Here is a 22,599-nt window from a genome sequence, read left to right on the forward strand (position 1 = left end):
GCGCACAACTCGCCGCGCTCGGCAGCCGGCCGGCGGGACCAGTCGGTCTCATCGAAGGCCCGCCGCGCGGCCGCCACCGCCGCGTCCATGTCGGCGGTCGTCGCGGCCGGGACGGACCCGATGCGCTCCTCCGACCGCGGCGAGATCACATCGAACGCGGCATCGGAGCGAGGGGCGCTCCAGGCGCCGTCGATGTAGAAGGATGAATACTCACGAACAGCCATGCCTGGCTCCTTTCCTTGCAGGTATCGCGGCCTCACCGCGTTACTCTTGTGACCGCGTTTCTTCTCGCTGCCTTCTCCCGCCGCTGTGGTCTTCCTGTCACCGTGTCGCTTCAGCGGCGAGCGCGGTCCGCGCGGCGGCGAGGCCGAAGACAAGGGCAGGGGCCAGCCCGCCGGCGTAGGCGCCGTGGTAAAGCCCGCCCGCGTCCGCCCCAGCGGCCAGCAGGCCCGGCACCACATCCCCGTCCCGGGCACGCACCCGCGCGTGGCGATCGATGAGCAGCCCCCCGAACGTGAAGGTGATGGCCGGGGCGGCCTCGATCACGTAGAACGGAGGCTCGTCCAGGGGACGCCGGTCGAACTCCCGGGGCGGCGACAAGGCGTCCCCGCCGCGCGCGGCCAGGTTCAACGCGTTGATCGCATCGCGGATCTTCGCCCCGGGGTAGCCCCACTCCTCCGGAATCAGCTCGAACTCGTCGACATCGTTGGCCACCGCGGCCCGCGCGCCCCGCCGACGGCAGATCTCGAACGTGTTCACGGCCGGGATGCCCTCGACGTACTGCCCTTTCATCCAGCTTCGGTAGGCCGCCGCGTCGGCGACCAGCAGCCCCCGTGCCTCCGGCTGCTCCAGCAGGGCAAGCGTCGTCAGATGGTCGCCCACCGTCTCGTCGACGAAACGCTCGCCGCCAAGGTTGAACAACAGACAACGCTCGCTGTAGTAGAGCGTGACGTCGGTGAAGTGCGCCGGATTGTCCAGGGCGACCCCGGCCGGGATCAGATGGCCGTAGAAGCCCGCTCCGTCCTTGCCGAAGGTGCCTCCGGCGGACCGGCCGAGCCGAAGCCCGGCCCCCATGCTGTACGGGTTGGACCGCAGCTCGATCGCCCGCGCCCGCGGATGGATGTGCTCGGCCCGCAGGTCCGGGTCCGCCTGAAACCCTCCCGTCGCCAGCAGCGTCCACCGTGCCTCGATCCGGCGGGTCGACCCGTCGGCAAGCACGCACTCCGCGCCGCGCACGGCGCCGTCGGCCAGCAGCAACGATCGGGTCTGGGTCCCGGTCAGCACCTCGGCACCGTGCGCGTGCAGTAGTTCCGCGCACGCACCGATGTAGTGGTTGGTATCTACCTGGTGCCCGCGCCCGAAACGCAGCACTGTCACCGTCGGACGGCACTCGACTCCCAGGGACCGTATCCACTCGGTACCAGCGGGGAAGCCCTCCACCAGGGCCGCGGCCAGGGTGGAGTCGCCCCGCGGATTGACGGCGCGCAGAACATCGAGTGTGGGCGCCGTCCAGACAAAACCGGCCAGCGCGGCGGAGCCACCGAGCGTGCCCGCCCGCTCGACGACGACAGCCCGGCCGCCGTGCCGCGCCACCCACGCGGCAGCCGTAAGGCCGGCCATGCCGCCACCTATCACCAACAGGTCAACCGGCGGGCCCTGTCGGGCAGCACCCATCTGGGACTCCCTCAATGTCGTCGCGGTTCGTGCTCACCGATTCGGGCCTGGTACTTCACGACCAAGCCGGATGTGAGGTAGGCGCGGCCCGGGTCACGGAACCGTGTCACGGCCACAACCTGCGGCCGCCGGTGTCAGAGGACACCCCACAGCTTCTTGAACTTGTCCTTGAAACCGGCCGGTCCAGGCCAGCCAATTTTTCCGGCGAGAACGACCTTTGCCTGTCCGGCTCAACCAAAGACACTCTTCCCTTGGTGGTCCGGCTCCCGACCGTCGGTCGGTCGGGTGATCGGCCGTGAGTTTACTAAGGGCCCGCGCCAACGGGAAGGGGGAATTTTGGCGGGCGTCCTCGACGCATCTCCTGGCGGGCCTACCCACGCTCTTGACGGGTCTGTCAACGTGGCCTATGGTTCCTCCGACCGTCCGATGGTCGGCCCGGCGCGAGGATTTCGGTCGGGGCTTTCGGATGGGACAGCCAGGCCGACGGCATGCGGCGGCGCGCCGGATGCCACGGCTGGCGCAGTCCTTTTCCAGGATGGTTCCGGCGGCTGGAGAAACAGCCGCTCACCGGTCTTGCGACGCCCGAAGCGGCGCGAACCTGCACTCCTGATAGGGTCGGCAGCGCTCTGTCACCACACGCCGGTCCCGATACCAACAACGGACGACAGGGCACAGTTCGTCAGGAGGAGACCTGAACGCCAGGAACGGCAGCTCGTTCGAGGCCGTCAGGCGCGCGATTGAGGCGGCGGTCGAGCGGGGTGAGCTGACCCAGGCTCAGGCAGCGTGGTCACTCAGCCGACTTGCGGAGGGCTCCGCCGCGCCAACCCCCCGCACCGACGGGACGAACCGCCGCGACGACCTCATCCGGGCAGCCATAGAGATCTTCGGTCGGCGCGGTTACTCCCGCGCCACCCTCGAGGAGGTCGGCAGCCGGGTCGGCCTGACGAAGTCCACCGTGTACCACTACTTCGCCAGCAAGGCAGAACTCCTCGACGCGATCTGCGACGAGGCGACGACCAATGCGGAGGATGCTCTCAGCGGTGGCCTCGCCGTGCCCGGTGATCCCGCTGACCGGGTCCGCGAAGCTCTCCGCCGTTACACACAGACCATGATCCGGCACGGGTCGCTGCCCATCGTCATGCGCCACTTCGACGAACTGACGCCGAACTTCCGCCGGTACCATGAGCGCCGGCGGGAGGCGCTGGTACGTCAACTGGCGGACGCACTCGACGAGGGCGTCCGGGCTGGTGCGCTGGCCAGCGACGACACCGAGATCTCAGCGCTCAGCGCGCTTGGCTCGATCAACTGGCTGTACACGTGGTACCAGCCCCCAGGCCGGCTCTCACCAGACCAGGTCTGCTCCCTGTTGGTAGCCCAGATCATGAACGGCCTGACGCCGAGGCCAGGCGGGCAACTGTCCGCGTCACGGCCGCCCCATCCCGGCAACGTCGCATCACGTTAGCCTCAGCCCCCGGATGCTCTCCCGGTGGCAGGCGGACGACAGCCGGTGCGCCCTGTTGTCGACCGCGTACCGGTCTTGCCGGCCGTGAGCCGATGTGCCCCTCACCCGGCGTAGGGCACGACCGCCTGGCCGCCGTCCACGGGGAGCACCGCGCCGGTGGTGAAACTCGACGCGGGTCCGGCGAAATAGAGAGCCGCACCGACGATCTCGCTTGGCCGACCGCCCCGGCCCAGCGGGAACCGGGCAGCCATCTGCTCGAACGCGGGCATGTCCCAGGCATTGCTGATGTCGGTGAGGAACGGCCCGGCCATGATGGTGTTCACCCGGACCGACGGCCCGAACGCCTGGGCGAAGCCAGCGGTCAGGACGTTGAGACCCGCCTTGGCCGCGGCGTACGGGAGGTCGGTCGGCGTGGGCCGGACCGACGCGACACTGCTGATATTGATGATCGAGCCGCCACCGGAGGCGGCCATCCGGGCGCCGACGAGCGCGGTGAGCCGGAACGGCCCCTTCAGGTTGACCCCGATGACCTTGTCGAAGAGCTCCTCGCTCACCTGGTCGAGGCTGGGGTAGAGCGGTGCCATGCCGGCGTTGTTCACCAGGATGTCGAGTCGGCCGAGCTCGTCGTAGACGGTGTCCACCAGCCGGCCGAGGCCGTCCCAGTCGCCCACGTGCGCCGGGTACGAGAAGGCGCGGACGTCGGTGGTCTTTCGCACCTCGTCGGCAAGCGCCTCGCATGCTTCTGCCTTCCGGCTGACGATCGCCACGTCGGCGCCTGCCTCCGCGAAGGCCAGCACCATCTCCCGGCCAAGCCCGCGGCTACCACCCGTCACCAGGGCCAACCTGCCCGCGAGCGACCGGTCGCCGCCCGCCGCCTGATCCCGTAACACCTTGTCGTCTCCTTCTCCAGACCTAGGACGGCCGACCTGGGAAAACATGGTCACGCCGGTTCGTCGCGGAGCCCTGGGGCACTCACCACAAGGACTCGCCGCCGTCGACGACGAGGTTGACGCCGGTGACGAAACGGGCGGCCGGGCTGCACAGGTACACCGCCGCGGCTGCCATGTCCCGCGCGGTGCCCGCCCGGCCGAGCGGTACCGACGCTGACGCCTCGGCGAAGACCTCCGGGTTTCCCTCCAGTGCCAACGGGGTCGCCGTGATGCCAGGGAGAAGGGCGTTGACCCGGATCTGGTGCCCGGCCAGCTCGTAGGCGGCGACCCGGACGAGCTGGTTGAGAGCCGCCTTGGTGGCCGAATAGGCGAGACGCCCGGGACGGACGCCGAGCGAGCGGATCGACGAGACGACGAGGATGGCCCGGTTCGCGCCGCCGTCCACCGGCCCGCCGTCCACCGGCCCGTTGTCCGCCGGTCCGTTGTCCACCGGCCCGTTGTCCGCCGGTCCACCGGCTGCCAGCATGGCCTGCGCCGCGCGCTGGCAGCCGAGGAAGGTTCCGGTGAGGTTCAGCGCGACGGTCTGGTTCCATTCCTCGATCGGGATCTCCAGGAATGGCCGCATGACCCCGCTGCCCGCGTTGGCGACGTAGACGTCGAGGCGGGGGAAGGCGGCCCGGATCGTACCGAACAACTGCTCGATCGAGTCGGTGTCGCTGGTGTCCGCACGGGCGGCCAGCACGACCTGGTCGGCGCCCGCCCGCCGGCGTAGCGCGTCGCCAGCTCGATTGAGATCGTCAGCGTTACGGGCAACGATCATCACGTTCGCCCCGGCGGCGACGAAGCCCTCCGCGATGCCGAGGCCGATCCCCTTGCTTCCACCGGTCACTACGGTCCAGAGACCGTCGAGTCGGTGATCCGCCTGCCCGGCCGCTCGTCGGGGCTCCGCGAGCAGGGCCCCGTTGACATCGCTCATGGCCTGGTCCTCTCTGCCGGCGCACCGGGCGGCACGGCGATAGCTCGAGGTCGAAGATCCGTCATCGATGCACTCCCCCTGCCGGGCCAGCGGCAGCGGCCGTACTCCGTGGCCAGGGGCGCCGCCGCTCCGGGCTCCCGGTGCCAGCCGGTCGCATGGCCACCCGGGGACTTGCAGTGTTTCATCATGAGAAATAGAGTGCAACGTGTCACACGGCGCGGGCGCATCGCCCGCCCATCCGGCCAGTGTCGGCCGCTCAGCCGTTTCCGCGGGCACCGGGGTGAGCTGTCGCTGTCGCCAGCCGCCCGATCTGCGCAGTCGACCACGAGGAGGACGAGGTGGAGGTTGGGCCGGTCTCCACGGATGAAGGGAGCGGTGCGGTCCTCTCGGGTGACCGCACCGAGCGCGGGGCCACCGGATCCCCGCGGATAGGAAGCGGCCTGGACTACGTTCCGCCGCGCTCGTGGATGCCGTCTGAGGGTGATGGGATGCGTGCCGATCCGATGGTCGACGATGGCAACCGGCGGCCGAGGGGACGGCGCGGGCCGCTCTCCGGCATCCGGGTAGCAGACTTCTGCTGGATGGGCGTCGGTTCGGTGGCCACGCGAATGCTGGCCGACTTCGGCGCCGAGGTCATCAAGATCGAGAACCGTGCCCGCTTGGACACGCCGCGACGCCTTCCCATCTACAAGGACGATCCCCGGTCCTACGGAGCCGAGGACCCGAACCCGGACCCGAACAAGGGCGGCCTGTTCAACAACTACTGCCGCAACAAGCTCGGCGTCACCATCAACATGCGGTCGCCACAGGGCCGCGAACTGGTCGAGAAGCTGATCGGGAAGAGCAGCGTCGTGACCGAGAACTTCGCTCCCGGGGTCATGGAGCGATGGGGGCTGACCTACGAGCGGGTCCAGGAGCTTTCCCCGGAGGCCATCTACGCGCATATGAGCGGGTTCGGCCAGACCGGCCCGTACAGCTCCTACCGCAGCTACGGCCCGATTGTTCAGGCGGTCAGCGGCCTGACGTTCATCAGTGGGCTTCCCGACCGGGAACCGTCCGGCTGGGGCTTCTCCTACATGGACAACCAGGCGGCCTACTACAACAGCGCCGCGCTGCTCATGGCCATCATGCAGCGGAACGCGACCGGAAAGGGCGCCCAGATCGATGTCTCCGCCGTCGAGGCCGGCATCAGCCTGCTCGGTCCCGACCTGCTCGACGTCGCCGTCAACTCACGGCCGACCCGGCGCCCTGGCTTCCCGCCGGGTAACCGGCTGGAGTACCCGCGGGCCGCGCCGCATGGCGTGTACCCGTGTGCCGGGGAGGACCGGTGGGTCGCCATCGCGGTCTTCGACGACACCGACTGGGAACGGCTCGTCGACATCATGGGCGGTCCGGCCTGGACGTCGGATCCCCGTTTCGGGAGCCAGCAGAACCGGTTCGACAACCAGGATGTGCTTGACGCCCACCTGTCGGAGTGGACGAGAAGTCGCGAGCCGCACGAGGTGATGCATCTGCTGCAGCGCGGTGGCGTCTGTGCCGGGGCGGTCCAGGATGCGCGTGATCTGAACGAGGTCGACCCGCAGGTCGCGCACTATGACCTGTTCTTCGAACTCGACCATCCCGTGATAGGGCCGGCCCGCTTCGAAGGAAATCCGATCAGGTTCTCGCGCATCGAGCAGGACAACTGGCGCTCGGCCCCGCTGCTCGGCGAGGACAACTCCTACGTCTTCACCGAGATCCTCGGCCTCTCGGACGACGAGGTGCGCGAGCTCGCCGCCGTAGGCGCGATCTAGCCGGGGCGACGGTCCTGAAGAAATATATGTGATCATTTATTTCGGCCAGCTGAAGGGCCAGAAATGAACGAAACCGACGGCCGGGATGCCACGCCGTACACGGGGCTCGTCGTTGTCGAACTGGCCGATGACCTCGCCGGCGAACAGGCCGGAAAGCAGCTCGCCGAGCTCGGCGCCGATGTCATCAAGGTGGAAACACCGGAAGGATCGCGGTCCAGGCGAACCGGGCCGTTCGCCAAGGATGTCGTCGGGGTCGACACCAGTCTGACGTTCTGGACCTACAACGCCGGCAAACGCAGCGTCATCCTCGACGGTTCCGACTCCGGTCGAGCGGCCCTGCGGGCCCTGATCGCCAAGGCGGACGTCCTGCTGGCCACCCTGCGGCCGAGCGAGCTCGCCGAGGCCGGGCTGGACTACCAGCAACTGCTCGAGACCCACCCGCGCCTGATCGTCCTGTCGGTCACCCCGTTCGGCCTGGAGGGGCCATGGGCCGACTACCGCACATCCGACCTGGTCGGGCTCGCCGCCGGCGGCCCGCTGATGAGCTGCGGCTACGACGATCACTCGATCCCGCCGATCAGGCCCGGCGGCAACCAGGGCTATCAGACGGCGGCGAGCTTTGCCCACTGTGGCCTGTTGCTGGCGTTGATCGAGCGACAGCAGACCGGCGTCGGTCAGCTGGTGGACGTATCGATGCACTGTTCGCTCGCCGTCAGCGGCGAGCTGGCGAACCCGTACTGGTTCTATCCCAAGGTCCTGGTGCAGCGGCAGACCAGTCGGCATGCACAGCCGGAAATGACTCAGCCGGCGCTGTTCCGCTGTGCGGACGACCGATGGATCTATTTCGCGCTCATCCTGGCCGAACAGAAGCCGTGGGAGGCTCTGGTCGAATGGATGGACAGCTTGGGCCTGGCCGTGGACCTGACCGATGCCGAGTACTCGAACCTGACCCACCGGCAGCAGAACTTCCATCACGTGCAGGACCTCATCGAGGTGTTCTTTCTCCTCATGGACTCCGCCGCGGCCTACCACGAGGGGCAGCGGCGCGGCCTGCCCATCGGGCCGGTGCAGGCGCCGGAGGACCTGTTCGACGACCCCCACCTCGCGGCCCGGAACTTCTTCGCACCCGTCTCCGGTGACGAGGGGGTCACCGCGCTCGTCCCCACCAGCCCCTTCCGGTTCTCCTCGTTCGATGTTCCGTCCCCCAGGCGTGCTCCGAGACTGGGTGAGGACACGGCGGAGATCCTCGCCGACCTGGGCGAGGCACAACATCGCGGGATACCCGGATGAGGCGTGGACCCGGACTCACGGGAGGAGGAAACGAGGCGTGACGAAGAGCCGACTGATCGACGACGGACTTTTCATCCAGGCCGACGACGGCCCACGGCTCGTCGGCAGCAGCTGCCGATCCTGCGGGACGACAACGTTCCCCCGGCAGGAGTCCTGCCCAAAGTGCACCCGGGTGGACATGGCCGACAGCATTCTGCCCCGCCGTGGCACCCTCTGGTCGTTCACCGTTCAGGGCTTCCGGCCCAAGCCGCCCTACGCGGGCCCGGCCGAGTTCGTCCCGTATGGCGTCGGATATGTCGAGCTGCCCGGCGCGGTCCTCGTGGAGGCGGTGCTCACCGAGAACGACCCTGAGCGCCTTCACATCGGGGACGAGATGGAGCTGGTTCTCCGGCCGCTGCGGCGCGACCCGGACGGAACCGAGGTTCTCACCTTCGCGTTCGCGCCAGCCCGCTAAAGCGGAACCCGCGGTCGCCATGGGGCATCGAGGCCGTTCTTCAGAGGAAGGGGTCACGTCGTGGACGTCGCCATCGTGGGAATCGGCATACATCCGTTCGGCCGTCACGAAGGGGTGAGCGGGCGGCAACAGGGAGCCTATGCCGTCCGGGAGGCGCTGAAAGACGCCGGTGTGTCCTGGGCGGATATTCAGTTCGCCGTGGGCGGCAGCCACTCGGCCGGCGACGCCGACTCGCTCGTGTCCGACCTCGGGCTGACCGCCCTTCCGTTCGTCAACGTCTACAACGGGTGCGCAACCGGTGGCAGCTCGCTCATCATGGCCGACACCCTCATCCGGTCCGGTGCCCACGACCTCGGAATAGTCGTCGGGTTCGACAAGCACCCGCGGGGGGCCTTTGACACCGATCCGGCCACTCTCGGGATCGGGAGCTGGTACGGCGAGACCGGTCTCATGCTCACCACCCAGTTCTTCGCGCTGAAGGCACAGCGTTACCTGCATGACCACGGGATAAGCCGCTCCGCGTTGGCCAAGGTCGCGGTCAAGGCCTACTACAACGGGTCGCTGAATCCCAATGCCTGGCGTCGCCTCCCGCTCGGCGAGGAAGAGGTCAACGCCTCGGTGATGCTGAGCCATCCGCTGACCCAGTACATGTTCTGCTCGCCGGGAGAGGGCGGGGTGGCGCTGGTGCTCTGTCGAGCAGACCGGGCCCGTAAGTACACCGACAAACCGGTCTACCTCCGCTCAGCGGAACTACGCTCGCGGCTGTTCGGCTCGTTCGAGGTTTTCAGCCCGTGGCTCGCGGTAGAACGGGCGGAGAGCCCCTCCGAGCAGGCTTCGCGCGCCGCTTTCGAGGCAGCTGGGATCGGCCCGGCCGAGGTCGATCTTGCTCAGGTCCAGGACACCGACTGCGGAACGGAGATCTCCCATCTCGCCGAATGCGGCCTGTGTAAGCACGGCGAACAGGAGGAGCTCCTGCGCACCGGCGCGACCAGCATCGGCGGCAGCCTGCCGGTCAACACCGATGGCGGGTGCATCGCGAACGGAGAGCCGATCGGGGCGTCGGGTCTCCGTCAGATCCACGAGAACGTGTCTCAGCTGCGCGGGGCCGCCGGCGCCCGGCAGGTACCCGGCGAACCGAAGGTCGCGTTCAGCCACGTATACGGCGCACCGGGCGTCAGCGCCTGCACCGTGATCACGACCTGACCTGAAGCGCCAGGAGGCGGCACGATCGTCGGGTGAATCCGGCTGGTTGTGCCGCCTATCCTCCCTGTTCGGTGGTGCTTCCTGCTCGGTGGGTCGGCTCGGTGAGGCCCTGCGGTCACCTCCCGGCATCGCCACCCGGCCGACCACTCGAGTCACGCCGCGATGCCGCGGTCCCTGCTCCTGTGCGTACGACCCGAGCGGACACCGACGAGCTTTTGAGCCCGGCGTCGGAGCGTCAGTGCCATTCGATGAGATCGTCGATCTTCGAGCCCAGCCGCTCGCGGTTGTAGGCGCTGATCTCGCCGATGTGCTCCTCCATCAGCATGCGCGCGGCCCTGGGGTGCCCAGCCGCGATCTCCTTGGCGAGCCGGCGGTGCCCCTCGGCGAGGAGGTCGTGCAGCACCCGCGGGTCGTCGGTCGAGGCGACGTGGTGGCTGACGATCAGACCCATGGTCTGCAGGATCAGTTCGAGCACGCGGTTGGACACCAGCGAGGCGACGACGCCGTGGAAACCGCCCTGTTCCTGTACGAACTCCTCCAGGTCTTCGGACGCCACGTGCTCGGCGGTCGGTTCGAGATACGGCGCCATGGCCACGGCCCGGGCCTCGCGGTCGGGGTTGCGGGCGGCAAGTTCGGCTAGCGTGCATTCGGCCAGCGACCACGCGTCGAAGAGCTCGTCATAGGTCGCGCCCGCCATGTGGAAATACAGCGTCGACACCCGCCCGAGATTGGCTGGATCGACGGTGCCGACCACCGGGCCGCCGCCAGGTCCACGCCGAATGGTGATCAGCCCCTGCACCTCGAGCAGACGCAGGCCCTCCCGGAGGGATTCGCGACTCACCTCGTACTGCCGTAGCATCGCGGCTTCGGATGGCAGGCCGTCTCCGGGCTGGAGACCATTCGAAATGATGTCGTGCACGATGTCGCGGGCGACCTTCTCGGAGGTCTTGAGGGAGCGCATCACCGCATTGCCCGAGCCAATCGCGATGCATCCTCGCGACAGCGGCAGATCGCGACCCGCCGCCCGACTACGCGACGCCGTCGCGTTACGACGATCAGGCATGATGTGAGCCTACCGCCTTTCCCGGCGATCGATCATGCCGTGGCGGTTCGGAGAAGTCGCCGCGGCGTTGGGGCAGTTCGGCGGCACCAGCAGACTCGCCGCTCATCCCAGCTCTTCTCGGGCCATGCGAAGAGCGCGGGCGGCGAGCCCCGGAACGCTCTCGCCGCGGCTGACCATGCGTTCGTCGGTGCTGTCGCCCTGGAGATAGCGGTGGTAGAGCTGCTGGCACACGACGGCGGTCCGCCAGCAGGCGAAGGCCTGGTACCAGGAGATCCGCGACACGTCCGCACCGGTCCGGGCCGCATATCGTTCGATGACCTCGGCGCGTGTCGGCAGGCCGAGGGTCTCAAGGCCGGGCACATGTAGCGCGTGGTTGTCCGGGGTGTCGGACGGATCGGGCCAGTACCCCAGCAGGGCGGCGAGGTCGGCCAGCGGGTCGCCGAGGGTCGCCATGTCCCAGTCGAACACGGACGTCACCCGGTCTGGTTCCCCCGGCGCGAACTGGCAGTTGTCAATCTTGAAATCGTTGTGCAGGATCGCCGGTGCCGGCGAGGGTGGGAGCGTGCGTTCGAGCCGCTCGCCGGTCTCGGTCATCGCCGCGTCGGATTCGGGGGCGGCCACGAGTTCCCAGCGGTGGCGCCATCCGGTGACCTGGCGGGTGAGATAGCCCTCGGGCCGGCCCAGGTCGCCCAGGCCGCAGCTCGCCGGGTCGACAAGGTGCAGGTCGGCGAGGGCGTCGACGGTGGCGAGACCGACCCGGCGGGCCGCGTCGGGCAGCGGGCGCATCGAGTCGGGCAGCGCCCCCCAGATCACCACCCCCGACCGGTACTCGGAGACCACGAAGTCGCTGCCCACGACGTCGTGGTCGTCGCAGAACAGGAAGGCGCGGGGCGCCCGGTCGTACCGCCGCCACAGCCTGGACAGCACCCGGTACTCGCGCCGCATGTCATGTGCGCCCGGCGCGATCTCACCGAAGGGCGGCCGGCGCAGCACCAGCCGGACGTCGCCGAACGACAGCAGATAGGTGAGGTTCGCCGAGCCGTTCGGGAACTGCCGCACGGACAGCTCCGTGGGCACGTCGAGCCCTTGCGCGGCCAACCTGGGCACCAGGTAGTCGGCCAGCCGGTCCCACGGCAGCTCCTCGCCCGGCCGGACCGGCGCCAGCTCCGGCGGGTTCTCCGGCGCGCTGTGCTGCACGGTCACGCTTGCCCCCTCCTGTCGCGCCTCGGAATATTCATCATGACATAAACCCCTGCGTCGCGCCGCCACGCCCGACCAGGTCAGAGCTTATTATCATGATGAATATCCCCAGGTCGGGGGTGCGGCCGATGCCGGGCGCATCCTCGGACGATGTCATAGGGGAGCAGCCGGTCCACCTGTACTTCCGTCGAGCCAGGACTGCGACCTGCTGTCTGGTGGCGCCAACTACCGCCGGGAGCATCCGGTCAGGAACCGTCGGAGAGTCGGATCACTCCCCGGACCACGGCGCCGTCGGCCTGGTCTTGATATCCCTGCGGCAACGCGTCGAGACCGTCGTAGTGACGGGTGACGACGAGGTCGAGGTCGTAGCGGCCCCGCTGGTAGAGATCGGCGAGAAAGCCGATTCCCCGCCGCCCGTCCCAGGAGCCGGCGAAGCAGCCGACGACCTGCTTCTCCAGGCTCTGCAGGTTCCGCAGACTGACGGTGGCCACGGTCTCGTCGGCGGGGTGGACGTTTACCACGACGACCCGCCCGCGCTTGCCGACCAGGGCCAGCGCGGGCTCCAGCTGACGCCCGTCACCGGCGGCGGCCGCCATGACGACGTGGTTCGCCATCCGACCGGCCGTCATGTCCCGCACGACGGGCAGCGCGTCGGCGAGACTCGGCACCGCCGCCGCCGCGCCTAGCTTCGTCGCGACGGCGCGCTTGAACGGGACGGGATCGACGGCCACTGTCGCGCGGGCGCCGGCGAAGTGGGCGGCCTGGATGGCGTTGGCGCCGATCCCGCCGACGCCGACGACCACGACCAGGTCGCCGGGCCGGACCTCGGCCGTGTTCAGGACCGCTCCCCATCCGGTGGTCCCCGCGCAGGCCATGGTGCACGCGATCTCGAGGGGGATCGCGCGGTCCACCACGACGCAGCTCGTCTCGTGGACGACCGTGTGTTCGGCGAAGGTGCCCAGGAAGACGAAGATGCCCAGGTCCTCGCCGCGGGCATGATGCCTGGCGGTGCCATCCGAGATCTGGAATCCGGTGCCGGTCAGCGCGCCGCGTTCGCAGAGGTGGGGGAGTGCGTCGAGGCAGGCCGCGCACGCGCCGCAGGGCGGGACGGGGACGCTGAGCACGACGTGGTCGCCGGGCTGGACCCGGTGCACTCCCGGCCCGACGGCCTCGACGACGCCCGCTCCCTCGTGCCCGCCCACCATGGGCAGCCGCATGCCGGGGTATCCGCCCGCGAGCAGGTGTTGATCGCTGTGGCACAGGCCGGTGGCCACCAGCCGGACCAGGACCTCGCCGGACGCGGGCGGATCGAGGGTGATTTCCTCGGTGCTCCATGTCGACTGGCCGGGCCACAGCACGGCCGCGCGTGTCCGCATCCGGACGCCGTCCTCTCGTCACTCTTCTCGTGGGTCCCTTGTGGGTCCCCTCATCGACGTGTCGCGGACCGCCCGTCCGCGCGGGTCAGTCGAAGACGATCACACCGCGGATGTCGCGACCCGCGCTCCGGCCGGTTTCCGGATGACGGCCGCGTCCTAGTTCGACGTTCTGGTCGGAGGTTCCAGTCCGAGCTGTTCGGCGGCCTGGGCCAGGGTCCGCCGTTTCTCCGCGAGGTCTCCCGATGGCCACACCTGGTCGGCCCAGATGACGAGATTGTCTATTCCCTCGGCGTGGTAGCGGCCGATCGTCTCGGCGTCCCATTTCTCGGCGCGGAAGTAGCAGCGCAGCGGGTCGCGGCCCTGCTCGGCGCACAGCTGCGCGATGCGGTCGCGCAGGCGTGCCGCGTCCTCGAAGGAGGGGGTGCCTGAGCTGAACCACGCGTCCCCGAGCCGGACGGCCCGCCGCAGCGCCTTCTCGGAGTTGCCGCCGAGCACCAGCGGGACGTCCACCGGCCCGGGGCTGACCTGGACCTGGCCGAAGGGGAAGCGGGGGCCGGGGTTCTCGAACGGCCCGCCCGCGTAGGCCGCCCGGAGGACTCCCAATGCCTCCTCCATGGCTGCCCCGCGGCCCTGGAACGGGACCCCGAGCGCGTCGAACTCCTCCCGCAGCCAGCCCGACCCGACCCCCAACATCAGCCTGCCCCCGGAGATCTCGTGCACCGTGTGCACCGCGCGGGCGGTGACGAGTGGATGCCGCAGTGGAAGGAGGTAGATGCCTGTCGCCAGCTTCAGGCTCGTCGTGACCGCCGCGGCCGCGGCCAGGGCGGGCAGCGGGTCCGCCAGCTCCGTGGCCGGATCGATGATCGGTCCGGCGATGTGCTGAGGGGCGGCCTCGTCGTTGGTCGGGTGCTCGCTCGAGTACCCCCAGGGCAGCACGATGTGCTCGCCCAGCCAGATCGCGTCGAAGCCGAGCTCGTCGGCGGCCACGGCCAGGTCCAGCAGGTCCCGGGGGTGGAGCCCGTACACCGTCAGGCCGATGCTCACCGGATTGCTACCGTGTCGAAGCTCACAGCCGTCACCTTAAACGTCATGAGGAATCGCCGCAAGAGCCTTGCCCGAACCCCTTGCCATGATTCCTCATGATGTTTAAGGTGTGCGTGACCTGAGTCACTGCCGGAGCCGCTGGGGCCCGACGCGCCGTCCCCGCCGCTGGACGGGCACCCCTTGCCGCGGCTGCGGGGCAACCGAACGATGACGGCGAGCGACGATTCGCCTTGGCGATCAAGCTTCAAACGGCGCTTCGTAAGTAGCACAACACTGGGGGTTACAGCATGCGCACTTCCGCTCGCCGCGCGACCGCGTTGGTCGCCGGATTACTCGTCGCCGTGCTGGCGGCGTGTGGAAGCTCGGACTCGTCCGACAAAGGTGGCGCCAGCCCATCGGGCGCGGCGTCCGCCGACCTTGCGGCGGCGCGGGCCGTCGTGGACAAGTACTCGTCCGTGCCGACCAGCATCGTGCAGGACAAGCCGCTGGGCTCGGCGCCGCCCGAGAAGAAGGTCGCCTTCATCCAGTGCGCGGACCCGAACTGCGCGACTCTCGCCGGGTTCATGAAGGACGCCACCGGCGCGCTGGGCTGGAAGCTGGTGACGTTCAGCGCGAGCGCCGGCGACTACGGCGCGGCCATCCAGCAGGCGATCGACGCCAAGGTTGACTACATCAGCATCACCGGAATCCCGATCGCCCTCTACAAGCCGCAGATGGACGAGGCGAAGGCCAAGGGTATTCCGCTCTTCCACTGCTACAACACGGACGTGCCGGCAGGCCCGCAGAACAACCTCTACTCGGACTGCTTCGACTCGACCGCCGCCAACGTCTACGGCAAGGCGATGGCGGACTGGATGGCGGTGGACGCGGGCGGGTCGGCGAAGGTCCTGGCGGTGACGATCCCCTCCTACCCGATTCTGACCGCGCAGGTGGACTCGGTCCAGGCGGAGCTGGGTAAGAACTGCCCAGGCTGCAAGCTCGACAAGCTGGAAGTCACGGTCAACGACCTCGCCGGCGGCGCCGTCCCGCAGAACGTCACCTCCTACCTGCAGGCGCACCCCGACATCAACTACGTCTACTTCACCTACAACGGCCTGGCCGGCGGGGTGCCCGCCGCGCTGAAGGCCGCCGGTATGGCCAAGCAGGTCAAGCTGGTCGGCACGCAGGGGAACCAGCCGCAGTTCGCCGACGTGGCGAGCGGCACCGCGGCGGCGTGGAGCGCCCTTCCGGAGGAATTCGCCATGTGGACCATGGTGGACCAGATGGCCCGGCTCTCGGTCAACGAATGGTCACTCGAGAACGAGCGGGCGGCCGCCGTACCGCCGTTCTACATCGTGGACGCACCGGAGCTGGCGAAGGATCTCGTGGGTCTGGACCACGGCTGGCCTGGGCCGGCAGGTTACAAGGACACCTTCAAGAAGCTGTGGGGCGTCTGACCGGAGTCCCTTCCGCCGGCGGCGCGAGGTCGACGCGCCCCCGCGCCGCCGGCGGATCCCATGGATTCCCCGACAGACCGGTTTCCGGCGCCGTCGTGGCCGTCTCGTAGGAGAACGGATGAATGAGCCAGCCCTAGAGATCCGCAACCTGTCCAAGACGTTTTCCGGCCAGGTGGTCCTGGACCGGGTGGACCTCGTCCTCGGCGAGGCGGAGGTGCACGCCCTCGTCGGGCAGAACGGCTCGGGCAAGTCAACCTTGATCAAGGTTCTGGCGGGCTACCACCAGCCGGATCCGGGAGCCTCGGCGTCGGTGGCCGGCCGGCCGTTGCAGCTCGGGTCAGCATCGGCGGCGCACGACTCGGGGATTCGCTTCGTCCACCAGGATCTCGGTCTGGTGCTGGAGCTCAGCATCGTCGAGAACCTGATGCTGACGAGGCCCTATCCAAGGGCCTTCCCGGGACGTATTCGCTGGCGGGAGGCCCGGCTGCTGGCCGCGCGGATGTTGGCGCGGGTGGGCCTGGAGACCGACGTGCGTCGGCCGGTCGGAGAGCTGGGCCTGGCGGACCGCACCGGAGTCGCGATCGCCCGGGCGCTGCCCGACCCCGCCCTGGGCAGAGCGGTGCTGGTGCTCGACGAGCCCACCGCGTCCCTGCCTTCGGACGAGGTGGAGCGCCTCCTGGCCACGATCAGGCGGCTGCGGGAGGCCGGCAACGGCATCCTGCTCGTCTCCCATCATCTTGACGAGGTCCTCGACGTCGCCGACCAGATCACGGTGCTGCGAGACGGGCGCAGGGTTGCCTCCACCGCCGGGGCGGGCGTCGACCACGACGGCCTGACGAGGCTGATCGTCGGCCACGACCTGATGGTGTCGACCGGGCGTGAGGAGGCGGTGGCCTCGACGGAGGCGGGCGTTCTCCACCTCGACGAGGTCGCCGGAGGAACGGTCCGGTCCGTGTCGGTCACGGTCCGGCGGGGTGAGATCGTCGGGATCGCCGGCCTCACGGGGTCCGGGCGTGAGGCGCTCGGGGCGATGGTGAGCGGTCGGCTGCCCCGTACCGGGGACCTGATCGTCGACGGAACCGCCGTCGCGCCGGCGGACCCGGCGGCCGCGTTGGCCGCGGGCCTGGCGTTCGTGCCGGGCGAGCGGGCACGGTACGGCACGTTCGCGTCGATGACGGTCCGCCACAACGTGACCATGGGATCCCTGCGCCGCCATGTGCGCCGCGGCCGTATCGACGCTCGATCCGAGCGTCGTGAGGTACAGCGGTGGATCGAGGAGCTCGGCATCGTGACGCGCGGTGTCGACGCCCCGATCACCAGTCTGTCGGGTGGGAACCAGCAGAAGGTGCTCGTCGCCCGAGCACTACGGCTGGAGCCGAAGGCGCTCGTCCTGGACGACCCGACCGCGGGAATCGATGTCAAGGCACGAGAAGCCGTGCACCAGATCATCGAGCGCAGCACCGAGTCTGGTCTGGCGGTCCTCCTGGTCTCGACGGACAGCGACGAACTCGCCCGCCTCTGTGACCGCGTGCTCGTCATGAGTCACGGGCGGGTGGCTCGGGAGATCCGCCGCGGCTCCGACCTCAGTCCGGAAGCCATCGACCACGCGCAGGTGGCGGCGACCGCCGCATGACGCGTCCGGACCTCGTCGCCGCCCGGCACCACATGCCCGTTCAGATCCCCGCCCTTCAGCCTCCGAGGTAGGCCCATGTCAACCCAGGCCAGCGTCCGCCCCACAGCTGACGGCGGACACAGCGAAGACATCGCCGGGCGAGCCGGCGCGCAGCCGGCACCGCGGCTCCGCCAACCGATCAGCGTCGTGCTGGGGCGCTACAGCGCGCTGTTTCTGCTGGCTTTCTTCATCGTCGTCTTCGGGGCGCTGGAACCCGATCTCTTCCTGTCAGCCAGCACCTTCCGCATCACCTTCAGCGAGGGGGTGGTCACCGCCGTCGTAGCCCTGGCGTTCCTCATCCCGCTCGCCGCCGGAACGTACGACCTGTCGGTCGGGGCGATGATGGGCACGTCGCTCGTCATGATGAACTGGTTCGGCGCGAACACCGACATTCCGATCGGCCTCGTCGCGGTGGGCACGGTGGTCCTCTGCTGCCTGATCGGCCTCGTCAGCGGTGTCATCATCGTGAAGTTCCGCGTCAACTCACTGATCGCCACTCTCGGCGTCAGCCAGGTACTCAGCGCTGTCACGCTGAAGGTCTCGAACAACCGGCAGATCACCGGCGCCTTCTCCGCGGGGTTCACAAATCTTGGCGAGAAGATTGTCTGGGGCGTGCCGATCGTCGTGCTGTACCTGCTCGTGCTGGCGGCCGTCATCTGGTTCGTGCTCGAGCACACGCCGGTAGGGCGCTACCTGTTCGCGGTCGGGAGCAACCCAGAAGCAGCCCGCCTTGCCGGTCTGTCGACCACCAGGCTCACCTATGGATCACTGGCGGCGTCGGGTGGAATAGCGGCGATCGCCGGCATCATCTACGCGATGCGGGTTGGCGCCTACAGCGAGCAGGCCGGCCCGGGGCTGCTGTTCCCCGCACTCGCGGCGGTCTTCTTCGGCGCCTCGCAGTTCTCTGGACGCCCCAACGTCTGGGGCACCCTCGTCGCATATTTCGCGCTCGCCTTCGGCGTCAAGGGACTGCAGCTTTCCTTCGGGCCGGGAACGTTCTGGATCCAGCCGCTCTTCCAGGGCATGGCGCTGCTCGTCGCGGTCGGTCTCGCGAGCCGCCAGATAGCCCAGACCAAGCGCAGCCGCCGCACCCAGGCGGCAGCCGCCGCGGCGGAGGCCGAGCAGGCCGCCGCGCCCGCCGCGAACGACGGCGGGCAGGACGCCGCGTCCGCGGCTGAGCCGAACTCCGCGGGGAAGTCGGTTACGACCGCGAAGTCGGTTGCCGCGGGGCTGTCGGTTACCGCGGAGGAATCGGAGAAACGGCCGGCATCGGACCCGGCGACGCCCGGAGAGTCGACGGAGACCGCCGGCGTGGCCGTAGATGCCGCCAAGTAGCCGGCATCCTGACAATCCATCCATCGAACTGGGGTGATTCGGATGAGCAGCACACTGGCGGACCCTGCCACCTACCCGATCTCGGAGACGACGGCTCGACACCTTCGCCGTCCGCTGTTCGGGCACGTCGTGGACGGCGAGGTGGTGCCGTCGCTGGACGGGGCGACCATGCCCGTGATCGATCCCGCCACCGGCAGCCAGATCGCCGTCGCGGCGGCCGGGTCGGCGGCCGATGTGGACCGGGCGGTCGCCTCCGCGCGGGCCGCTTTCGACGACGGCCGGTGGCGCAACCTGGCGCCGCTGGAGAAGGAACGCCGGCTGCGTCGGCTCGGGGCCCTCGTGGCTGAACGCGGATCCGAGTTCGCGGAGATCGACGTGCTCGACGCCGGCCTGCTGCGGATGTACACCGGCTTCATCGTGCAGTTCGCGGTTGACGGCATCGACTACTACGCCGGCTGGCCGTCCAAGCTGCAGGGCGCGATTCCGCCGGTCCCGTCCGACTTCGCCGTCTACCAGCACCGCGAGCCGATCGGCGTGATGGGACTGATCACGCCATGGAACGGGCCGACGGCTGTCCTCGCGATGGTCGCCGCCGTCATCAGCGCGGGAAACTCCGTGGTGTTGAAGCCGGCGGAACAGACCCCGATGGCGGCCGTCATGATGGCGGAGCTTGCGCTCGAGGCGGGCATTCCGCCCGGTGTCTTCAACGTCGTCCAAGGGGTCGGCGAGGTCGTCGGCGCCGCGCTGGTCGAGGCACGCGGTGTCGACTCGATCTCCTTCACCGGCTCAGTGGCCACGGGAAGCGCCATCCAAGCGGCCGCGGCGAAGCGGGTGAAGCGGGTGAGCCTCGAGCTTGGCGGCAAGAGCCCGTTCATCATCTTCCCCGATGCCGATCTCGATGCCGCCGCCGCGACGGCGATGGTCGGGGTGTGGGGGGCGTCGGGGCAGGTCTGCACCGCCGGTTCCCGGGTGCTGGTGCACGAGAGCGTGCACGACGAGGTCGTCAAGCGGATCCTCGACGGTTCACGAGGTCTGCGGCTGGGACCGGGTTTCGACCCGGCCACCGAGGTGGGACCGCTGGTTTCCGCGGAGCAGCTGGAACGGGTCCAGCGGTACGTCGCCGTCGGCCGCGACGAGGGCGCCGAGCTGGCTCTCGGCGGGCAGCGGCACGGCGAGGTGGGTTTCTTCCACGAGCCGACGGTGTTCACAGGGGTGCGTAACGACATGCGGATCGCCCAGGAGGAGATCTTCGGGCCGGTGATGTGCGTCCTGCCGTTCGGCTCGGAGGAGGAGGCCTACGCCATCGCGAACGACACGGAGTACGGCCTGGCGGCCGGCGTGTGGACCAACGACCTCGGCCTCGCGCACCGCGCCAGCCGGGCGCTACGGGTGGGAACGGTCTGGGTGAACACCTACCAGATGGTCCACCCGACCGTGCCCTACGGCGGGGTGAAGCAGTCCGGCCACGGCCGGACCCTTGGCGCCGCGTCCCTCGACGATTTCACCCAGGTCAAGAGCGTGTGGATGAAGGTAGACGGCTGACCGTTCGCTGCGTCGGCACGCGCCAGGCGGGTGGCCGGCACTGGAGAGGCGACGGGACAGGACGCGACGGACAGGATGGAACGGAGAGACGCTGATGGCTGACAACGCGATCCAGGCACTCATCGACCGCACCGAGATCACCGACACGATCTACCGGTACGCGTCGTGCATCGACCGCCGGGACAACGACGGGATACGGGCCGTGTTCGCCGACGACCTGTGGGCGCAGTACGGCAACGCCGACCCGATCATCGGCGGTGACAACGTCGTGAAGTGGATCGACGAGTTCACGCAGGACTGTGTATTCCAGCACCACTTCCTGAGCGTCTACCACGTCGACGTCGCCGGCGACGTCGCCGACGCGCTCGTCTATCACACCTCACACCAGGAGTTCGGCAGCAATCCGGGCACGATGCACATCCTCGTCGCCCGGTATCACTTACAGCTCCGGCGTGACTCCGACGGCTGGCGGATCAGCAGACTCGTGTTCGAGATCGGGTGGGGAGACCGCAGGACCGACTCCACCGGCTACCTGGCGCAGGTCGGGGGCCGCGGTCCCGCGACCCTCCCGTCAGCTCCGCCGGCACGTTGACCAATTCCTCATGACTTGTTAACTCCGTTCTGGATCAAGGCTGGCCGGCTCGTCCCGTGGGAGGGACCGGCCAGCCGAGCCGACCCGAGAGGTGCTCCGATGCCTTCTGTCATCCGCGATATCGCGATCATCGATGCCGACACGCACGTCGTGGAACCGCCCGACCTGTGGACCTCCCGGGTGTCGAGTGCATCGGCCCAGCACGTGCCGCACGTGCGCTGGGACGACCGGGCCGGCGACGAGGCCTGGTTCATCGGCGACCAGCGACTCGCCGCGGTGGGCAACCCGGCCATGGCCGGGTGGGGCGAATACCCGCCGGACCACCCGCGGCGGTGGGCAGACATCGACCCGGTGACCTGGGACGCACGGCTACGCCTCGAACGGATGGACTCCTACGGGATCCATGCTCAGGTGCTCTACCCGAACGTGGCGCTGTTCGACGCCAGCAAGATCCTCGGAATGCGTGACGCCGGGCTTCAGCTCGAGTGCGTGCGCGCGTACAACGACTTCCAGGTCGAATGGGGGAGCGTTGCCCCTGACCGATACCTGGCCATGGCCTCGTTGCCGTTCTGGGACCTCTCGGCGACGATCGCTGAGATGGAGCGCTGTCGGGCCATGGGGCACCGGGGCGTCATCTTCAGCCAGGACCCCGGCTACTTCGGTCTCCCGGTCCTCACGGACCGGCACTGGGACCCCATGTGGGCCGCGGCTGAGGAGATGGGCCTCCCGATCAACTTCCACATCGCGTCGGGCGACCTCTCACCCATGGCGGGCGGGCACCCGGACAACGGCCCGCACGCCAACTACGCCAGCCACGGCGTCTCGTTCTTCATGAGCAACGCGCGGACGATCGCCCAGCTCGTCTGCGGCGGGATCTGTCATCGGTTCCCGGATCTCAACTTCGTGTCGGTGGAGAGCGGGGTCGGCTGGATTCCCTATGCGCTCGACGCGCTGGACTGGCAGTGGAAGAACTGCGGAGTGGCCAAGGAGCATCCGGAATACGAGCTGCTGCCCAGCGAGTACTTCCGCCGGCAGATCTACGGCTGCTTCTGGTTCGAGGCCGAGAACGCGCGCTACGCCATCGAGCGGCTCGGCCCGGACAACATCCTCTACGAGACCGACTTCCCGCATCCGACAAGCATGTCTCCGGGGCCGGCCAGCACGGCGGTCGCTCCGAACGAGTTCCTGGACCATTCCTTCGGAGACCTGCCCGAGGCGACACTGCGCAAGATCCTGCACGACAACGCCGCGCGCCTCTACCGCGTCCGATGACGGCGACGAACGAGGAGTTCCAGCACCGAGACCGTTGCGCGATCGTCGGGATCGGCGCCACCGACTACTCGCGTGACGCCGGTCGCAGCGACCTGACCCTCGCGACCCAGGCCGCGCTGGCCGCCATCGAGGATGCCGGTCTGACGCCGGGGGACATCGACGGCATCGTCCGTTGCGACATGGACAGCGTCCTGCACAACGACCTGGCCGACTCGCTCGGGATACGCGAACTCACCTACTGGGCCCAGGTGGGGCCGGGGGGAGTGGCGCCGTGCGCCATGGTCGGGCAGGCGGTGGGCGCCATCCTCTCGGGCCAGGCGACGAC

The 22,599-nt window shown here is 69.0% G+C and carries 19 protein-coding genes and 1 pseudogene; 12 read left to right on the top strand and 8 right to left on the bottom strand.

The window, feature by feature from the left end; genetic code table 11:
* Both BCD48_RS14545 and BCD48_RS14550 read right to left on the bottom strand, forming a co-directional pair.
* Positions 1-224: aldehyde dehydrogenase family protein (locus BCD48_RS14545; protein WP_116271520.1), on the bottom strand; the 224-nt coding region annotated here is incomplete at its 3' end.
* Between the two features lie 97 nt (positions 225-321).
* Positions 322-1,674, bottom strand: a complete 1,353-nt coding sequence (locus tag BCD48_RS14550) for an FAD-dependent oxidoreductase (protein WP_071048902.1) — start codon at positions 1,672-1,674, stop codon at positions 322-324.
* Between the two features lie 862 nt (positions 1,675-2,536).
* On the opposite strand from BCD48_RS14550, the gene BCD48_RS14555 reads away from it, so the two are divergent.
* Positions 2,537-3,136 carry a TetR/AcrR family transcriptional regulator gene (locus BCD48_RS14555; RefSeq protein WP_274536530.1) on the top strand — a complete coding sequence of 200 codons (600 nt, stop codon included), beginning with the start codon at positions 2,537-2,539 and terminating at the stop codon, positions 3,134-3,136.
* A gap of 101 nt (positions 3,137-3,237) precedes the next feature.
* Here BCD48_RS14555 and BCD48_RS14560 read toward each other — a convergent pair whose 3' ends face one another.
* Positions 3,238-4,026, bottom strand: a complete 789-nt coding sequence (locus tag BCD48_RS14560; RefSeq protein WP_116271521.1) for an SDR family NAD(P)-dependent oxidoreductase — start codon at positions 4,024-4,026, stop codon at positions 3,238-3,240.
* 82 nt (positions 4,027-4,108) lie between these two features.
* Positions 4,109-5,002: an SDR family NAD(P)-dependent oxidoreductase gene (locus BCD48_RS14565; protein ID WP_083418640.1), complete on the bottom strand. Its 894-nt coding sequence runs from the start codon at positions 5,000-5,002 to the stop codon at positions 4,109-4,111.
* A gap of 488 nt (positions 5,003-5,490) precedes the next feature.
* On the opposite strand from BCD48_RS14565, the gene BCD48_RS14570 reads away from it, so the two are divergent.
* The 4 genes from BCD48_RS14570 to BCD48_RS14585 all read left to right on the top strand — a co-directional run bounded on the left by BCD48_RS14570 (position 5,491) and on the right by BCD48_RS14585 (position 9,742).
* Entirely contained in the window at positions 5,491-6,795 is a 1,305-nt protein-coding gene (locus BCD48_RS14570; protein WP_071048904.1) for a CaiB/BaiF CoA transferase family protein, read from the top strand.
* Between the two features lie 63 nt (positions 6,796-6,858).
* On the top strand, positions 6,859-8,085 hold the full coding sequence (locus tag BCD48_RS14575) for a CaiB/BaiF CoA transferase family protein (protein WP_071048905.1): 1,227 nt from the start codon (positions 6,859-6,861) through the stop codon (positions 8,083-8,085).
* A 37-nt stretch (positions 8,086-8,122) separates the two neighbouring features.
* Entirely contained in the window at positions 8,123-8,539 is a 417-nt protein-coding gene (locus tag BCD48_RS14580; protein WP_071048906.1) for a Zn-ribbon domain-containing OB-fold protein, read from the top strand.
* A 60-nt stretch (positions 8,540-8,599) separates the two neighbouring features.
* Positions 8,600-9,742: a thiolase family protein gene (locus tag BCD48_RS14585; protein ID WP_071048907.1), complete on the top strand. Its 1,143-nt coding sequence runs from the start codon at positions 8,600-8,602 to the stop codon at positions 9,740-9,742.
* A 235-nt stretch (positions 9,743-9,977) separates the two neighbouring features.
* Here BCD48_RS14585 and BCD48_RS14590 read toward each other — a convergent pair whose 3' ends face one another.
* From BCD48_RS14590 to BCD48_RS14605, 4 genes are all read right to left on the bottom strand, one after another.
* Entirely contained in the window at positions 9,978-10,805 is an 828-nt protein-coding gene (locus tag BCD48_RS14590; RefSeq protein WP_071048908.1) for a FadR/GntR family transcriptional regulator, read from the bottom strand.
* A 102-nt stretch (positions 10,806-10,907) separates the two neighbouring features.
* On the bottom strand, positions 10,908-12,008 hold the full coding sequence (locus BCD48_RS14595; protein ID WP_241841731.1) for a phosphotransferase family protein: 1,101 nt from the start codon (positions 12,006-12,008) through the stop codon (positions 10,908-10,910).
* 242 nt (positions 12,009-12,250) lie between these two features.
* Positions 12,251-13,381: an alcohol dehydrogenase catalytic domain-containing protein gene (locus tag BCD48_RS14600; RefSeq protein WP_071048909.1), complete on the bottom strand. Its 1,131-nt coding sequence runs from the start codon at positions 13,379-13,381 to the stop codon at positions 12,251-12,253.
* Positions 13,382-13,537: 156 nt separating this feature from the next.
* Positions 13,538-14,425, bottom strand: a complete 888-nt coding sequence (locus BCD48_RS14605; protein WP_071048910.1) for a TIGR03619 family F420-dependent LLM class oxidoreductase — start codon at positions 14,423-14,425, stop codon at positions 13,538-13,540.
* 287 nt (positions 14,426-14,712) lie between these two features.
* Between BCD48_RS14605 and BCD48_RS14610 the strand changes: the two genes are divergently transcribed.
* The 7 genes and pseudogenes from BCD48_RS14610 to BCD48_RS14640 all read left to right on the top strand — a co-directional run.
* Positions 14,713-15,861: a sugar ABC transporter substrate-binding protein gene (locus BCD48_RS14610; protein ID WP_071048911.1), complete on the top strand. Its 1,149-nt coding sequence runs from the start codon at positions 14,713-14,715 to the stop codon at positions 15,859-15,861.
* 118 nt (positions 15,862-15,979) lie between these two features.
* Positions 15,980-17,494 carry a sugar ABC transporter ATP-binding protein gene (locus BCD48_RS14615; protein WP_071048912.1) on the top strand — a complete coding sequence of 505 codons (1,515 nt, stop codon included), beginning with the start codon at positions 15,980-15,982 and terminating at the stop codon, positions 17,492-17,494.
* 75 nt (positions 17,495-17,569) lie between these two features.
* Positions 17,570-18,868 carry an ABC transporter permease gene (locus BCD48_RS14620; protein ID WP_071048913.1) on the top strand — a complete coding sequence of 433 codons (1,299 nt, stop codon included), beginning with the start codon at positions 17,570-17,572 and terminating at the stop codon, positions 18,866-18,868.
* A 42-nt stretch (positions 18,869-18,910) separates the two neighbouring features.
* Entirely contained in the window at positions 18,911-20,410 is a 1,500-nt protein-coding gene (locus BCD48_RS14625; protein WP_083418643.1) for an aldehyde dehydrogenase family protein, read from the top strand.
* A 94-nt stretch (positions 20,411-20,504) separates the two neighbouring features.
* A complete protein-coding gene (locus BCD48_RS14630; RefSeq protein ID WP_071048914.1) occupies positions 20,505-21,002 on the top strand; it encodes a nuclear transport factor 2 family protein in 498 nt (165 codons plus the stop codon).
* A gap of 99 nt (positions 21,003-21,101) precedes the next feature.
* On the top strand, positions 21,102-22,274 hold the full coding sequence (locus BCD48_RS14635) for an amidohydrolase family protein (RefSeq protein WP_071048915.1): 1,173 nt from the start codon (positions 21,102-21,104) through the stop codon (positions 22,272-22,274).
* Positions 22,271-22,599: pseudogene (locus tag BCD48_RS14640) on the top strand (thiolase C-terminal domain-containing protein); the annotation flags it as partial. The gene BCD48_RS14635 and the pseudogene BCD48_RS14640, both read left to right, overlap by 4 nt.

The organism is Pseudofrankia coriaricola (genome assembly GCF_001854805.1).
Lineage (GTDB): Bacteria > Actinomycetota > Actinomycetes > Frankiales > Frankiaceae > Pseudofrankia.

Excerpts from the sequence above, each read along its gene's own strand:
- BCD48_RS14550 (WP_071048902.1), bottom strand. The coding sequence starts at position 1,674 with ATGGGTGCTGCCCGACAGGGCCCGCCGGTTGACCTGTTGGTGATAGGT.
- BCD48_RS14565 (WP_083418640.1), bottom strand. The coding sequence starts at position 5,002 with ATGAGCGATGTCAACGGGGCCCTGCTCGCGGAGCCCCGACGAGCGGCC.
- BCD48_RS14570 (WP_071048904.1), top strand. The coding sequence starts at position 5,491 with ATGCGTGCCGATCCGATGGTCGACGATGGCAACCGGCGGCCGAGGGGA.
- BCD48_RS14575 (WP_071048905.1), top strand. The coding sequence starts at position 6,859 with ATGAACGAAACCGACGGCCGGGATGCCACGCCGTACACGGGGCTCGTC.
- BCD48_RS14590 (WP_071048908.1), bottom strand. The coding sequence starts at position 10,805 with ATGCCTGATCGTCGTAACGCGACGGCGTCGCGTAGTCGGGCGGCGGGT.
- BCD48_RS14600 (WP_071048909.1), bottom strand. The coding sequence starts at position 13,381 with ATGCGGACACGCGCGGCCGTGCTGTGGCCCGGCCAGTCGACATGGAGC.
- BCD48_RS14610 (WP_071048911.1), top strand. The coding sequence starts at position 14,713 with ATGCGCACTTCCGCTCGCCGCGCGACCGCGTTGGTCGCCGGATTACTC.
- BCD48_RS14615 (WP_071048912.1), top strand. The coding sequence starts at position 15,980 with ATGAATGAGCCAGCCCTAGAGATCCGCAACCTGTCCAAGACGTTTTCC.
- BCD48_RS14620 (WP_071048913.1), top strand. The coding sequence starts at position 17,570 with ATGTCAACCCAGGCCAGCGTCCGCCCCACAGCTGACGGCGGACACAGC.
- BCD48_RS14625 (WP_083418643.1), top strand. The coding sequence starts at position 18,911 with ATGAGCAGCACACTGGCGGACCCTGCCACCTACCCGATCTCGGAGACG.
- BCD48_RS14630 (WP_071048914.1), top strand. The coding sequence starts at position 20,505 with ATGGCTGACAACGCGATCCAGGCACTCATCGACCGCACCGAGATCACC.
- BCD48_RS14635 (WP_071048915.1), top strand. The coding sequence starts at position 21,102 with ATGCCTTCTGTCATCCGCGATATCGCGATCATCGATGCCGACACGCAC.